This is a genomic window from Wolbachia endosymbiont (group B) of Protocalliphora azurea (assembly GCF_947251865.1).
In the GTDB taxonomy this organism is placed as follows: Bacteria; Pseudomonadota; Alphaproteobacteria; order Rickettsiales; family Anaplasmataceae; genus Wolbachia.
In genome coordinates, this window is record NZ_OX366394.1 from 297683 (window position 1) to 311687 (window position 14005).

Genomic DNA, 14005 nt, shown 5'->3' on the forward strand with positions numbered 1-14005 from the left:
GACATGTCAATACTGACACAATCAGGCAGAGCAGCTATTGCTGCGAGCATAAAAGAGCAACCAATACATCTTGCTTGGGGATCTGGAGATTCTACCTGGGAAAGCAGCTACAAAGTTGAAAAAACTTTTACAGCAGGCGGCAAGATAAGTTTAGATCACCACACTATTAAAGATGTAAAAGTTTATACAGGGCAAACAATTTATCAGTCAAGCATAGATTATATAGTTGATAGTAGCTCAGGCACTATTGAGCGTGTAGAAAATGGTGCAATTATAGCAGATAGCGTAATCACTATAGAGTACACTCAAGACACACCACCAGAACTAATTACTTCTGCAACATTAATTAAGGAAGTTGGACGTCGTGTTGTTGATGAGATACTCTTTTGTACTGGTGATGATGATGGGGAGCTTCTAACTCCCACAGGTAGGTTTAAACCCTCTAATGTACCAACTAATAATCTCTATCTTAAATTTACTTTCGATTTCACGGACGCAGCAAATCAAGTAATAAGGGAGCTCGGGGTTATGGTTGGTACAAAGGTAAAGGAAAAAGTGCCATCTGGGCAGAGATATTTTGAGCCAAAAGACGTGGAAAATCCTGGAATTTTGTTAGTTTTAGAACACACCGTGCCACTTATCAGAACATCTGCAACTCGGGAAACTTTTTCATTTGTTGTAACTTTTTGAAACAAAATGACCTTAAATAGTTATTATAACCGCTTTAATCCTGACAAAGAATACGAAAAAAGTTTGTTTCTTGCTGGAAGAGGTCTACAGTCTGCAGAATTAAACGAGACTCAGGAGTATGCTCTCTCTAAGCTTAAAGGCATAGGTGATGCAATATTTCGTGATGGTGATGTTATAACAGGAAGCAATTGCATCATAGATGGGGAAAAAGTTACACTTGAGTCAGGAAAAATCTATCTTCGTGGAGCGGTGAGAAAAGTCGAAAAAGAAGAGTTTGTTATTCCTCTTAATACTGTAGTTCGCATAGGTGTTTATTATCTAGAATCTACCATTACAGAACTTGAGGACGAAAATCTTCGCGATCCTGCTGTTGGTACACGTAATTATCAAGAAGTAGGGGCAGCAAGACTTAAAGTTTCTACCATTTGGGGTTATCAATCTGAAGGTGTTTCTTCCCCTTTTTCTGTAAATGGAGAATTTTATCCAATTTATAACATTGAAAGTGGAGTATTGATAGAACATTCACCGCCACCACAAGCAAATATAGTAACTACTGCTCTTGCTCGTTATGACAAAGAAGCCAATGGTTCCTACGTCGTAAATGGTCTTGAAGTAATGTTCCTGCAAAAGGAAGAGGGAGAAGGAGGAAAAAAAATATTTGTGATTAATGAGGGCAAAGCTCATGTTGATGGCTATGAGATTGAACTTCCTCACAGTATTCGCATTTCTTTTGATGAAGATCCAGATATAAAATCAGTTGAATCAGAACCGCATACTTTTCAGCCAAATAGCCAAAGAGTAATGGAACTTAAAGTTAATGATTTTCCAATAAGTGAAATCAAAAAAGTAGATATAACCGTTCAAAAAACCATTACCATTACTCATGGTTCATATTCAGGAGCTGTTGATCCAATACCTGACTCTGCGGTACTTGAGATTATTCAAATTAAACAAGGCAATGTTATTTATGAAAATAGTATAGACTATAAGTTAAATGCAGGAAACGTTGATTGGTCATTACCAGGTAAAGAGGCAGCTCCTGGAAGTAGTTATCAAATAACTTACCGCTGTCGTACTCATGTAAGCCCTGAAGATATAAGTGAAGAGGGATGCAAAGTAAAAGGAGCAGTTGATAACAGCTTGGTTTTGATAGATTATACCTGGAAAATGCCCCGCTTTGATTTAATTACTATCGATAGCAAAGGGGTGGTAAGGAGAATAAAAGGAATTTCCCATTCTTGGCGACCACCGATGCCTAAAGCGCCCTCTGGACAACTTTTGCTCTGCTACATTCATCAGACGTGGAAAAACGGAGAAAAAGAAGGGGTAAAAATAGTGAATAATGCTATTCATGCTGTACCGATGAATGAGCTTGAAGCAATGAAAAAAGGAATAAATGATCTTTATGCTCTAGTTGCACAGGAACGTTTACGCAATGATGCAAATTCAAGAGAACCTACCACCAAAAAAGGAGTATTTGTTGATTCGTTCTTTGATGATGATATGCGTGATCAAGGAATTGTGCAGACTGCAGCAATAGTAAATAGAGAGCTAGTTCTGCCAATAGATGTAGAAGTTGCAGATATTGAAAAAGGTGGGGAAAGATATCTTTTGCCTTATAAACTTGAACCGGTACTGGAGCAGCTTTTACAGACTAAAGTAGAAAAGATCAATCCATACCAAGCTTTTGATCCAGTACCGGCAAAAGTTACTCTAAATAAAAATATCGATCACTGGACGGAGGTAAAAACAAATTGGAAAAGTCCAGTAACAAGAGTATTTAATGTTAAAGAAACGACAGAGCTGCTGTCAAGTACTTCATACGAAGCTGAATTTATGAAAGAAGCAGTACAGAATTTTGAAATTGAAGGTTTTGAGCCAAGTGAGAAGCTTAAAGAGATAAAATTTGACGGAATAAACATTCAACCTATAACTTAAAACTGGAAAACCAAATGTTAACAGCTAACAATCAGGGAAAATTAAAGGGAAAGGTGAAAGTACCAGCAAATATTCCAGCAGGTACTAAATTAGTACAGTTTTATGGTGATAAAGGAAGCTATGGAGAAGCAACGTACACTGGTAAAAAAACTATTACCATAGAAGAGAGAAGAAGAGTTATCGCAGCAAGAAGAGTTGATCCTTTAGCGCAAACATTTACTTTAAATGAGAGCAGACACATAGGAGGTCTAGAGTTATGGTTTATAAATAAAGGCAAAAAACGTGTTGTTGTGCAGATTAGAGAAACAGCAGTGGGAATGCCCTCGCAGACTGTCATTGCTGAAAGTTATATTGAGCCAAAAGATATAAAGATAGATGGCACAGCAACACGTATAGAGTGGTCACCAGTGTTTTGCCATGCAGGAGAGGAGTATGCAATAGTGCTACTCACTGATGATGCAGATACTGCAGTAAAAATAGCAGAACTTGGCAAATATGATGCAGTAAATAGCCGTTGGGTAACAAGTCAACCATATCAAGTAGGAGTATTACTATCATCAAGCAATGCAAGTACTTGGACACCACATCAAAATTTAGATTTAACGTTTCGACTACTAGCTGCAAAATTTAGCGAAAATTCTCACGTTATTGATCTGGGAAAAGTTACAGCAACCAATACTTCAGATTTAATTGTTTTGACGAACGTCGAAAAAGTAGCATTTGATACCAATGTAGAATTTATCTTAACAGATGAAGAAGGGAAAGAAAACTTTTTGTCTGATAATTTGCCGCTCGCGCTGCGTGAAAGACTATCTGGAGAGTTAACAGTAAAGGCAAATTTAAAAGGTGCAAAAGAAAAAAGTCCTGTTCTCTATCCTGGGTTACAGCTAGTTCTAGGTAATCTTTCAGAGTCCGGAGATTATGTTACAAGGAGCATTACAGCAGGAGCTAACACTAAGATAACAATTACCTATGATGCGCTAATACCTGGCACTGCAGATGTTAAAGCATATGTGGAACAAAGCGTCAAAGGATGGCAATTAGTAAATTTAACATCAGGAAAACCTATTGGGGAAAATTGGGTGGAGAGAACTCATGTACTAATACCAAATTCCATTACTAATCGAACAAATAAGAAACATTACAAACTCGTTTAATAGTAGTGCTGGAAATACTGACAATAAAATTACACAGAACATCTGCAAGTAAGCCTATGGTATCGTAGACTCTGTTACGTAAAGTATTGTATTTGATATATTGCCACAACCTCTCAACAGGATTCAGTTCCGGTGAATAAGGAGGCAAGTATATAATGGTAATGTTTTCCTGAAATTTCAAACTTTTTGATCTATGCCAACTTGCACAATCCATTACAAGAAAGGCTTTTTTCGTGCCTAAATCTTTCGACATCTGCTCCAGAAATATATTCATACAATCAGTGTTTACATATGGAGCAAGTAGGCTGATTTTCTTACCACTTCTTGGATTTACCGCACTGTAGATATAGAAATTTTGTCTACCAATTTTCATTTTAACCTGCGTTCTGACCCCTTTTTTAAACCATCCGTGTCCGATTTTTGAATGAGTTCCAAATCGTGATTCATCAAAAAAACACCTCTTTTTCAGGGTGGGAATTGACTATTTTATTGAAGTATTTTTTAAACTCTTCTTGCTTGTTTTTATCTTGTTTATGGTGCATTGGCCTCGGTGTTATATAAGAAAATTTCATCCTTTGTATCTCACGGTGCACTGTTGATTTGCTAATGTTTAGGCCAAATTCCTCTGAGATTTTTATCTGCACTTCCTTAATAGTAATATTTGGATTTCTTTCTACCCATATTTCAATTTGCTCACGTTGATTTTTCTTTAATTTGCTTTTTCTTCGCCGCTGAGACGGGGCAAATAATCTTTCTACTCTACCAAATTTTAGATGCTTTATCCATTCAGTCAAAGCAGTCCTTGAAATTTTACATATTCTTGCCACAGCGCTTATACTACTTTCTTTTCCTGCTATCACCGCTTGTAACTTTTTTGAAACATATGCGTTATTTCTGACCTTTTTTAACATTTCTTTCGCCAAATTTACAACTTTTTCGTCTAATAGTTTTGACCTTAATGCCATTTATACCTCTCTATTTTATCTACTTTATTATCACTTCTTTCCCATTATTGTCTATCTGTTCTTTGCATAGTGGGAATTGGTATAACAAACTTTAATAGCAATGAAACAAGGGTAAAATTGGTTTTAAGTGGAACGGTTATTTATCGGCCAAAGGTAAAAAACTTGCGGGTTGTTATAACGTAAGAAAATGCCAAATGATGAAACGAGGCGCGGATATCCTTTGCCACACCCAGAGAATATTGCAGTGGAAGATGTAGTACGTATTCGCAGAGCTATAGAAAAAGTAGATGAGGATATGAGTAATAGAGAAAATGAACTTAAAAGTAATTTTGAACGATTTAGATTTGAAACTTTTTTGAATTTTTGGGAATGAAAGAAGCAATAGAAGCGTTACATCAAAGGATAAAGGATTTAGCAGTAAGTAGCACACCTGATCAACTGGCATATCTTGCAAAATCGCTGGAATTGATAGCAGATAAAAAAGCTATTTCTGATATTGCGCAAATGACTAAAGTAAAAGAAATAATTGATGCACTACAAAAGAGGCTTAAGGATTTAGCAGAAAACAGTACACCAGATCAATTAGCATATCTTGCTAAAGCATTGGAATCAATAATCGACAAAAGTGCAGTTTCTGAAATTGTACAGATGACAGATGGTAAGCTAAAAGAACTTCTTGATAGTGCAAAAAAACACTTAACTGATCTGGATAATAAAAAAGCTAGTTCTTTAGCAGTGATCTCTGAATCAGAGAAGCAGTTATTAAAGAGAATTGATGAAAAAGGAACAACAAATTTATCGCTACTTGATACGAGAAAGAATGCCAATATTGCAGCAATAAACAGTGTTGGCAATGATCATAAAGATGGTCTTAAAGGTTTAGTAGAAGATTTTCGTGCTGTTAATAATGTACCATCTGGCTCATCAATTATTAGGGAAATAGAAACTCGAATTGAAAACATCTCTAATGAGGTAAAAACTCGGGATGAACAGTTAAAAGCGTCTCTTATAAATGAAATAAGAAAGCGCAACATGGTTGAACCAGGGTCATTACCTTTCTTATTTGGTGTACTTGGCAGAAAAAATAATTATTTTGGCCACGGAACTTTTACGACAGAGCTTGGAAAGTGGAGTAGTGATATAACAAAAACTGACTATATGTTACAACTACTAGCAGGTAGCCATACGTACAATACAGATTACGTTAGTTTTTATCGGCCAAGACAACTAAGTTTTATAGAGGGAAGTAAAGGAACATTTATTTACGGAGAGTTATGCACAAAAAGTTTTTCGGGTAGTTATGATGAGATATACTATTACCCGTATGCTGCACTTGGAGTAGTATTTGTAAAAAATACAACCAATGTGAACATAAATAAGACAATGGAATTTGTTGGATCATCGTATTCGAGTACGGAGTATGGGGGAGCAGGATTATTTGTGGGAACTCCTGATAACACTAATTCTAATAAATCAAGTATTTCAAAAATAGTATGGAAAAATGTTTACCAATACACGAGTTCTGATAGCAAGTTAGCCGGATCTGGTAATGTGGAGATTCCAGCAGGAAAAACAGTTGCAATATTACTTTACACATCATCTTATCTGTATTCCAGAACACAAGTTAGTCAAGGTATGCTTGCATCAAATTATGTACACAACTATGGTCAATTTATTCAGTGGGGGATTTATAACATACGTAGCAATTTTCTCACCACAGGGCTTGAGGTAGATGTGGAAAGGACGCTCAGGGGTTGGCAATGTCCAGGATTATCTAACACGTATGAGATTTGGAGGTAACAAACAATGTCTATCTACATTAGATTTGAAAATGATAAACAAGTAGAAACAACAACACTTGAAAGCAAGCCAACTGAAAATGATTGGTATGAAGCACCAGAAGATTTTGATTGGCAAAAAAGCTATTGTTTAACAGAAGGAGGAAAAATTGCTCAGCGTACTAAAGAAGATATACAAAAGGAGTTACTGGATAATGCGAAGCTTTGTGCATTTGATAGTATGCGTTTCTATTATGATAATCATACTCACCAATATGCAGGTCATTCTCACCAAAAAGCTAAATCTTATGAGATTCAAGCGGAAGCCGCAAAAAGCATTCTAGCAGCACCAGAATCTATGAATAAAAAGGATAAAGAAATTATAGAACCTTTAGCAAAAGTCCGTGGTATTACGGTTATTGAAATGGCAAGAATAATTGAGGAAAAAGTGAAAAAAGCAGTAAAAGCAATAATTAAATGTGAAGAGCTTGAAGATTTAGCCAAAAGAAAGATTGAAGAAGCTAAAAGTGAAAATGAGCTACAGACTTTGCTAGATGATTTCAGGAAAAAAATACAAAGAAATGGCTGAAGAATTTTTATCAACTATGTTTTTTAAAAATTTTTTATTGTGTAGTTTTGCAAATTATATGGGCAATAAAAACCCGTTTGTCATAGAAATAGGACTTTATGTCAAGCAGCTACTACGACAATTTCTGCTTAAGTCAATGAATATTGTGAATAAGTACTTTAAGTCTGTGTGAGCGTACTTATTCACAATATTCATTAACCCATTTCAGTTACTGCTGTGTAAATTTTTAAATATGCAAATTAATTGCTTCTTTAAGCCTGGCATTGGCAATAACTATAATTTTACGCATTAGAGCTGTTATAGCTACCATCTTCTTCTTGCCACTTTCAACAAGCTTATACCAATTCCCACTATGCAAAGAACAGATAGACAATAATGGGAAAGAAGTGATAATAAAGTAGATAAAATAGAGAGGTATAAATGGCATTAAGGTCAAAACTATTAGACGAAAAAGTTGTAAATTTGGCGAAAGAAATGTTAAAAAAGGTCAGAAATAACGCATATGTTTCAAAAAAGTTACAAGCGGTGATAGCAGGAAAAGAAAGTAGTATAAGCGCTGTGGCAAGAATATGTAAAATTTCAAGGACTGCTTTGACTGAATGGATAAAGCATCTAAAATTTGGTAGAGTAGAAAGATTATTTGCCCCGTCTCAGCGGCGAAGAAAAAGCAAATTAAAGAAAAATCAACGTGAGCAAATTGAAATATGGGTAGAAAGAAATCCAAATATTACTATTAAGGAAGTGCAGATAAAAATCTCAGAGGAATTTGGCCTAAACATTAGCAAATCAACAGTGCACCGTGAGATACAAAGGATGAAATTTTCTTATATAACACCGAGGCCAATGCACCATAAACAAGATAAAAACAAGCAAGAAGAGTTTAAAAAATACTTCAATAAAATAGTCAATTCCCACCCTGAAAAAGAGGTGTTTTTTTGATGAATCACGATTTGGAACTCATTCAAAAATCGGACACGGATGGTTTAAAAAAGGGGTCAGAACGCAGGTTAAAATGAAAATTGGTAGACAAAATTTCTATATCTACAGTGCGGTAAATCCAAGAAGTGGTAAGAAAATCAGCCTACTTGCTCCATATGTAAACACTGATTGTATGAATATATTTCTGGAGCAGATGTCGAAAGATTTAGGCACGAAAAAAGCCTTTCTTGTAATGGATTGTGCAAGTTGGCATAGATCAAAAAGTTTGAAATTTCAGGAAAACATTACCATTATATACTTGCCTCCTTATTCACCGGAACTGAATCCTGTTGAGAGGTTGTGGCAATATATCAAATACAATACTTTACGTAACAGAGTCTACGATACCATAGGCTTACTTGCAGATGTTCTGTGTAATTTTATTGTCAGTATTTCCAGCACTACTATTAAACGAGTTTGTAATGTTTCTTATTTGTTCGATTAGTAATGGAATTTGGTATTAGAATAAAAGGCACCAAGTGCAGATTTGGACTTTGCAGCAGCCATTGCAGCCGTAAAAAGCTTTCTACGGACATTACTTCTACCACCCGTTATTCTTCTGTAGCCAATAGTTTTTCCACTTTCTTTTGGATGCGGTGCAACTCCAGCGAGACTTGCAACTTCTTTTTTGTTTAAATGGCCAAGCTCTGGCATCAGACACACAAAGTCTTGAGATAATTTTATACCTATTCCTGGTACTGTTCTTATGATTTTTTGGCGCTTTTGTAACTCTGGATTTCCATCAATAATTTTTTGTATAGAATCGTTGAGTTCATTTATCTGATTGTTAAAAAAGTCAACAGCCTTTTGGCAACTTTCTTTTATATAGTCGTTTTCAGGTGCTGCTAATCTACATTTCTCTTGAACTCTCATTTGCGTAATGTCATCACGACGTTGGCAAAGTGCGACTAAGGTTGTTTGTTCCTTTAACATAGGCACAAATAGAGATAGAGTACTATAGCGTTCAAATCCATATTGGGCAAGGGTTCTTGCATCTGATTGATCAGACTTTGCTAAAGTTCCATGAGATAAGGTAAAACTTTTTACTTTGCGAGTATTAGCTCGATGTATAGCAACATTCTTACCAACAAGAAAATGTGCTAAGCCAAGCTCATATTTTCCTGTATTTTCCAAAGTTACAAAAGCATTAGGTAGAATATTTGAAAATTCTTGAAACAATTGTTGCCAACCAGCAGAATTATTATCAAACTTGATAGTGTTCTTTTGGTTGTGCACTGCAGCAACATTTTTAAATTTTCCGATATCAATGCCAATAAAATTTTGATAAGATGTAATCATAATAATCTCCGATAGTTTAATTAATTTAAGGTTGTAAACGGGTGCATACATATGTCCCATGCAACTATTCAAACGTATCGAGAGATAGGGCTAGTGTACCTTGATAAAAACGGTTGTAAAACACCAACATGGCGACGGTAGCACATGCCCATAATAGCCCTATTCCTATAGTGAGTAGGGTTATCTTTCTCTCTTATTTATTTATATCATATGTTTAACTTACAACATGGCGTAAATGTTATTGAGGTAACCTCAGGAGCAAAGACAGTACGTACAGCTAAATCATCAGTGATAGGTGTAATTGGTACTGCACCTGAAGCAGATGAGCAAAAATTTCCACTGAATAAGCCAGTGTTAGTTGCAGGAAGCTTAAAGGAAGCAGCAAAGCTCGGAAAGAGTGGCAGTTTACCTTCTGCAATAAATGGAATATTTTCCCAGATTGGTGCAACAGTAGTAGTTATTCGAGTTAAAGAAAGTGAAAACAGCGATCCAAAGCTCAAAGAAAGTGAAACTATTCAAAGTATAATCGGTGGAGTTGATAAAGAGACTGGAGAGTATCAAGGGATAGAGGCATTCCTCAGCAGTGAAAGTATAATTCATGTTGCTCCAAGAATATTAATTGCACCTCAGTTTACTCATCAATTGCCTGAATCTGAAAATCCTAAAAACCCAGTAGTAGCAGCTTTGATAGGAGTAGCAGAAAAGCTGAGAAGCATAATAGTAGCAGATGGTCCAAATACCAATGATGAAGAAGCAATAAAATGGAGAAAAAGTGTAGGCAGCTCAAGAGTTTATATTGTTGATCCATGGGTTAAGGTATTTATTGAAGGAAAAGAAGAAATTTTACCATCTAGCCCATTTATAGCAGGTTTAATAGCGAAAGTAGATAGCGAGCAAGGATTTTGGCATTCACCTTCAAACAAAGAGATAAATGGTATTGTTGGCACAAGCAGGCCTATTGATTTTACGCTCGGTAATACAAATTGCAGAGCAAACCACTTAAATGAAAATGAAGTAACAACTATAATTCATCAAAGTGGCTATAGGCTTTGGGGCAATAGAACATGTTCAGATGACTCAAAATGGGCTTTTTTATCAGTGAGAAGGACTGCAGACCTTATTAATGACAGCCTACTTAGGGCTCATCTCTGGGCAGTTGATCGCAATATCACCAAAACTTATATAGATGATGTGATTGAGGGGGTGAATTCTTACCTGGCAAATTTAAAAGCGCAAGGAGCTATTATCAGCGGAAAATGTTATGCAACACCAGAGCTCAATACACCTATAAATATTGCAAGCGGAAAAGTATATTTTGACTTTGAGTTTACACCATCATATCCAGCTGAACAGATTACTTTCAGGTCACATCTTGTGAGTGGTACAATATTATAAAAAGGGGAGAAAGAGGAAAAATGTTACCGAAAATACTGAGAAATTTTAACGTATTTGTTGATGGTAGAGGCTATGCAGGGAAAATAGATGAAATTACGCTACCAAAACTTACCATAAAAACAGAGGAGTATCGTGCTGGTGGTATGGATATTCCAATAAATATTGATATCTTACTATTACCCACAAATATAAATGGACATAAAAATAAAGTATTACAACATTAAAGTTTGCAAACATTGAGGGTAAAAAATGGCAAACAGGAATAATGAATGGGCTGAAAATGAATTTGGAGATGCTGTACTTGGAGATAAAAGGTTAACTGACCGATTAGTAAATATTGCTGATAGTTTTACAAGTTTACCTGAAAGCTCAATCAATCAGGCGTGTGGAAGTTGGTCAGAAGCAAAAGCAGCATATCGTTTTTTTCAAAATGAGAACGTGAAAGAAGGCGATATTCTAGCTTCACACGTTGCTAAAACAGTTGAAAGAACAAAAGCCCATAAAAAAATTTTTGTGATCCAAGATACAAGTTATATTTCATACACAGACCATGAAAAAACAAGTGGATTGGGAGTTATTACAAGAAAACATAGTCAAGGTATTATAATGCATACAGCTCTAGCTGTTAGTATAGAAGGTTTGGTACTAGGGATACTAGATCAAAAAATTTATTCAAGACCTGAAGAATCTGAAAACATAAAAAAAAAGAACAATGACAGTATCCGCATTGAAGATAAAGAGAGTATAAAATGGTTAGAAACTTTAAGCAACACAAACAACATTATTGATTCAACTCAAACTGAGACTATAACTATATGCGATAGAGAAGCAGATATATATGAGTTTTTTGAGCTTGCACATAATCTTAATTCGGCAGTGTTATACCAAATTCCATTACTAATCGAACAAATAAGAAACATTACAAACTCGTTTAATAGTAGTGCTGGAAATACTGACAATAAAATTACACAGAACATCTGCAAGTAAGCCTATGGTATCGTAGACTCTGTTACGTAAAGTATTGTATTTGATATATTGCCACAACCTCTCAACAGGATTCAGTTCCGGTGAATAAGGAGGCAAGTATATAATGGTAATGTTTTCCTGAAATTTCAAACTTTTTGATCTATGCCAACTTGCACAATCCATTACAAGAAAGGCTTTTTTCGTGCCTAAATCTTTCGACATCTGCTCCAGAAATATATTCATACAATCAGTGTTTACATATGGAGCAAGTAGGCTGATTTTCTTACCACTTCTTGGATTTACCGCACTGTAGATATAGAAATTTTGTCTACCAATTTTCATTTTAACCTGCGTTCTGACCCCTTTTTTAAACCATCCGTGTCCGATTTTTGAATGAGTTCCAAATCGTGATTCATCAAAAAAACACCTCTTTTTCAGGGTGGGAATTGACTATTTTATTGAAGTATTTTTTAAACTCTTCTTGCTTGTTTTTATCTTGTTTATGGTGCATTGGCCTCGGTGTTATATAAGAAAATTTCATCCTTTGTATCTCACGGTGCACTGTTGATTTGCTAATGTTTAGGCCAAATTCCTCTGAGATTTTTATCTGCACTTCCTTAATAGTAATATTTGGATTTCTTTCTACCCATATTTCAATTTGCTCACGTTGATTTTTCTTTAATTTGCTTTTTCTTCGCCGCTGAGACGGGGCAAATAATCTTTCTACTCTACCAAATTTTAGATGCTTTATCCATTCAGTCAAAGCAGTCCTTGAAATTTTACATATTCTTGCCACAGCGCTTATACTACTTTCTTTTCCTGCTATCACCGCTTGTAACTTTTTTGAAACATATGCGTTATTTCTGACCTTTTTTAACATTTCTTTCGCCAAATTTACAACTTTTTCGTCTAATAGTTTTGACCTTAATGCCATTTATACCTCTCTATTTTATCTACTTTATTATCACTTCTTTCCCATTATTGTCTATCTGTTCTTTGCATAGTGGGAATTGGTATTAGTTAGAGCTTCCAAAGATAGGGCAGTAAATAGAAAATCTCGATATCCTGAAAAAGGTGAGCAGAAGTTATGGGAATTTATTAAATCCTCTCATTGTGCAGGTACGGTAAAAGTTGAAGTTCCTGCAAAAGATAATAAGCCAAAAAGAACAGCACATTTGGAAGTTAGATTCGGAAAGTTTATTATGCATCCATCTAAGAATAGTATTAGGCATAAGAAAGAAGAATTACTTAAATTACCACACTATGCAGTTTACGTTGTTGAAAAAGACTTTCCTTCTGAAACAAGTCCGCTAGAGTGGATGCTTTTAACAAATCTTCCAGTCAATACCTTTGATGAAGCTGTTGAAAAAGTTAGGTGGTATTGTCTTAGATGGAAAATAGAAATATTACATAAAATTTTAAAATCTGGTCTCAAAGTTGAAGAATGTAGGCTTGGAACAGCAGAAAGGTTGATGCGATATTTAACAGTAATGAGTATTATTGCTTGGAGAATTTTCTTTATTACAACAATTGCAAGAACTGATCCAACATTACCGTGTACTACCTTATTAGCCGAAGAAGAATGGAAAGTTCTATATGTAAAAATACATAGAAAACCATGTTCAAATGCAACTCCTACTATAAAAGAAGCTGTTTCATGGGTTGCTCAACTTGGAGGACATTTGGCTAGAAAAAATGATCTAGAACCAGGACCCATTACTATTTGGAAAGGATGGAGACGTCTCTTTGATCTAGCAGAAGGATGGCGACTTGCTCACGAACTTTATATTTGTGGGTAATAGTAAGTATTGATATGGGCATGGAGAAACTTGAAGCAGACTTTACTTTCGCTGAGTATGATTCAGAACTATTTAGACTTTTTGGCTTGATAAATGGAAATTCAGTATCTTTGACGCTAAGGGGCGGATTACAAGGCAGTGGAAGTAATGATGTTGAAGGAGTAATAATCAACCTTAGGGGCATATTCAAAGAATTTGATTTTGGTAGCTGGAAACCTGCTGAAAAAGCCACTCTAAAATGCACTGTAGCTGCTCATTATTATAAACTTACGATAGGTGGCAATGAGCTGATAGAGATCGATGCTGAAAATATGATTAGAAAGATAAATGGTGTTGATCAAATGGCCTTGCTGAAAACAGTTTTAGGGATTTAATGGAATAGACGGATTTCTTTTCACTTTTTTATTGAAAAATTACTGATAATGCTGTATAATTATTGATATTCTTTAGG

Annotated in this window: 10 protein-coding genes and 6 pseudogenes; 12 read left to right on the top strand and 4 right to left on the bottom strand. The window is 35.4% G+C overall.

What is annotated here, in order from left to right:
- The first annotated feature begins 3 nt into the window (after positions 1-3).
- Genes OPR35_RS01375 through OPR35_RS01385 form a run of 3 tightly spaced genes read left to right on the top strand, consistent with a single transcriptional unit; the run spans position 4 to position 3785 of the window.
- On the top strand, positions 4-690 hold the full coding sequence (locus OPR35_RS01375; RefSeq protein ID WP_265024918.1) for a hypothetical protein: 687 nt from the start codon (positions 4-6) through the stop codon (positions 688-690).
- Between the two features lie 6 nt (positions 691-696).
- The gene (locus OPR35_RS01380; protein ID WP_265024919.1) at positions 697-2628 is read left to right on the top strand and encodes a DUF4815 domain-containing protein; all 1932 of its coding nucleotides are present in this window, start codon (positions 697-699) and stop codon (positions 2626-2628) included.
- 14 nt (positions 2629-2642) lie between these two features.
- Entirely contained in the window at positions 2643-3785 is a 1143-nt protein-coding gene (locus OPR35_RS01385) for a hypothetical protein (protein WP_265024920.1), read from the top strand.
- Here the strand turns inward: OPR35_RS01385 and OPR35_RS01390 are convergent.
- A protein-coding gene (locus OPR35_RS01390) for an IS630 family transposase (RefSeq protein WP_230608967.1) occupies positions 3748-4750 on the bottom strand; the annotation gives its coding sequence in 2 pieces (ribosomal slippage) (positions 3748-4239 and positions 4241-4750; 1002 coding nt in all). The two genes, OPR35_RS01385 and OPR35_RS01390, sit on opposite strands and share 38 nt — an antisense overlap.
- Before the next feature lie 187 nt (positions 4751-4937).
- Between OPR35_RS01390 and OPR35_RS01395 the strand changes: the two genes are divergently transcribed.
- From OPR35_RS01395 to OPR35_RS01405, 3 genes are read left to right on the top strand one after another with little or no spacing between them, the layout of a single operon-like run.
- Entirely contained in the window at positions 4938-5123 is a 186-nt protein-coding gene (locus tag OPR35_RS01395) for a hypothetical protein (RefSeq protein WP_265024921.1), read from the top strand.
- The gene (locus OPR35_RS01400; protein ID WP_265024922.1) at positions 5120-6550 is read left to right on the top strand and encodes a V-type ATP synthase subunit I domain-containing protein; all 1431 of its coding nucleotides are present in this window, start codon (positions 5120-5122) and stop codon (positions 6548-6550) included. Before OPR35_RS01395 ends, OPR35_RS01400 begins: the two co-directional genes overlap by 4 nt.
- A 6-nt stretch (positions 6551-6556) precedes the next feature.
- Entirely contained in the window at positions 6557-7117 is a 561-nt protein-coding gene (locus tag OPR35_RS01405) for a hypothetical protein (protein WP_265024923.1), read from the top strand.
- 226 nt (positions 7118-7343) lie between these two features.
- Here the strand turns inward: OPR35_RS01405 and OPR35_RS01410 are convergent.
- A pseudogene (locus tag OPR35_RS01410) lies at positions 7344-7454 on the bottom strand (IS110 family transposase); the annotation flags it as partial.
- 83 nt (positions 7455-7537) lie between these two features.
- Here OPR35_RS01410 and OPR35_RS01415 point away from each other — a divergent pair.
- Positions 7538-8540, top strand: a protein-coding gene (locus OPR35_RS01415) for an IS630 family transposase (protein WP_230608967.1) whose coding sequence is annotated in 2 segments (ribosomal slippage) — positions 7538-8047 and positions 8049-8540 — 1002 coding nt in all. Because the reading frame shifts where the segments join, the coding sequence is not laid out codon by codon here.
- 17 nt (positions 8541-8557) lie between these two features.
- On the opposite strand, the pseudogene OPR35_RS01420 reads toward OPR35_RS01415, so the two are convergent.
- Positions 8558-9394 (bottom strand): annotated as a pseudogene (locus OPR35_RS01420) (IS110 family RNA-guided transposase); the annotation flags it as partial.
- Between the two features lie 210 nt (positions 9395-9604).
- Here OPR35_RS01420 and OPR35_RS01425 point away from each other — a divergent pair.
- The 3 genes and pseudogenes from OPR35_RS01425 to OPR35_RS01435 form a co-directional block, all read left to right on the top strand.
- A complete protein-coding gene (locus OPR35_RS01425) occupies positions 9605-10789 on the top strand; it encodes a phage tail sheath subtilisin-like domain-containing protein (RefSeq protein WP_265024924.1) in 1185 nt (394 codons plus the stop codon).
- A gap of 20 nt (positions 10790-10809) precedes the next feature.
- Positions 10810-10959: pseudogene (locus OPR35_RS01430) on the top strand (phage major tail tube protein); the annotation flags it as partial.
- A gap of 79 nt (positions 10960-11038) precedes the next feature.
- Positions 11039-11671, top strand: a pseudogene (locus OPR35_RS01435) (IS4-like element ISWosp2 family transposase); the annotation flags it as partial.
- Between the two features lie 15 nt (positions 11672-11686).
- Here OPR35_RS01435 and OPR35_RS01440 read toward each other — a convergent pair.
- Positions 11687-12689, bottom strand: a protein-coding gene (locus OPR35_RS01440; protein WP_230608967.1) for an IS630 family transposase whose coding sequence is annotated in 2 segments (ribosomal slippage) — positions 11687-12178 and positions 12180-12689 — 1002 coding nt in all. Because the reading frame shifts where the segments join, the coding sequence is not laid out codon by codon here.
- Positions 12690-12768: 79 nt separating this feature from the next.
- Between OPR35_RS01440 and OPR35_RS01445 the strand changes: the two are divergent.
- Together OPR35_RS01445 and OPR35_RS01450 are read left to right on the top strand one after the other, a co-directional pair.
- Positions 12769-13554 (top strand): annotated as a pseudogene (locus OPR35_RS01445) (IS4-like element ISWosp2 family transposase); the annotation flags it as partial.
- A gap of 2 nt (positions 13555-13556) precedes the next feature.
- Positions 13557-13928 (top strand): annotated as a pseudogene (locus OPR35_RS01450) (phage major tail tube protein); the annotation flags it as partial.
- Between the last annotated feature and the right edge of the window lie 77 nt (positions 13929-14005).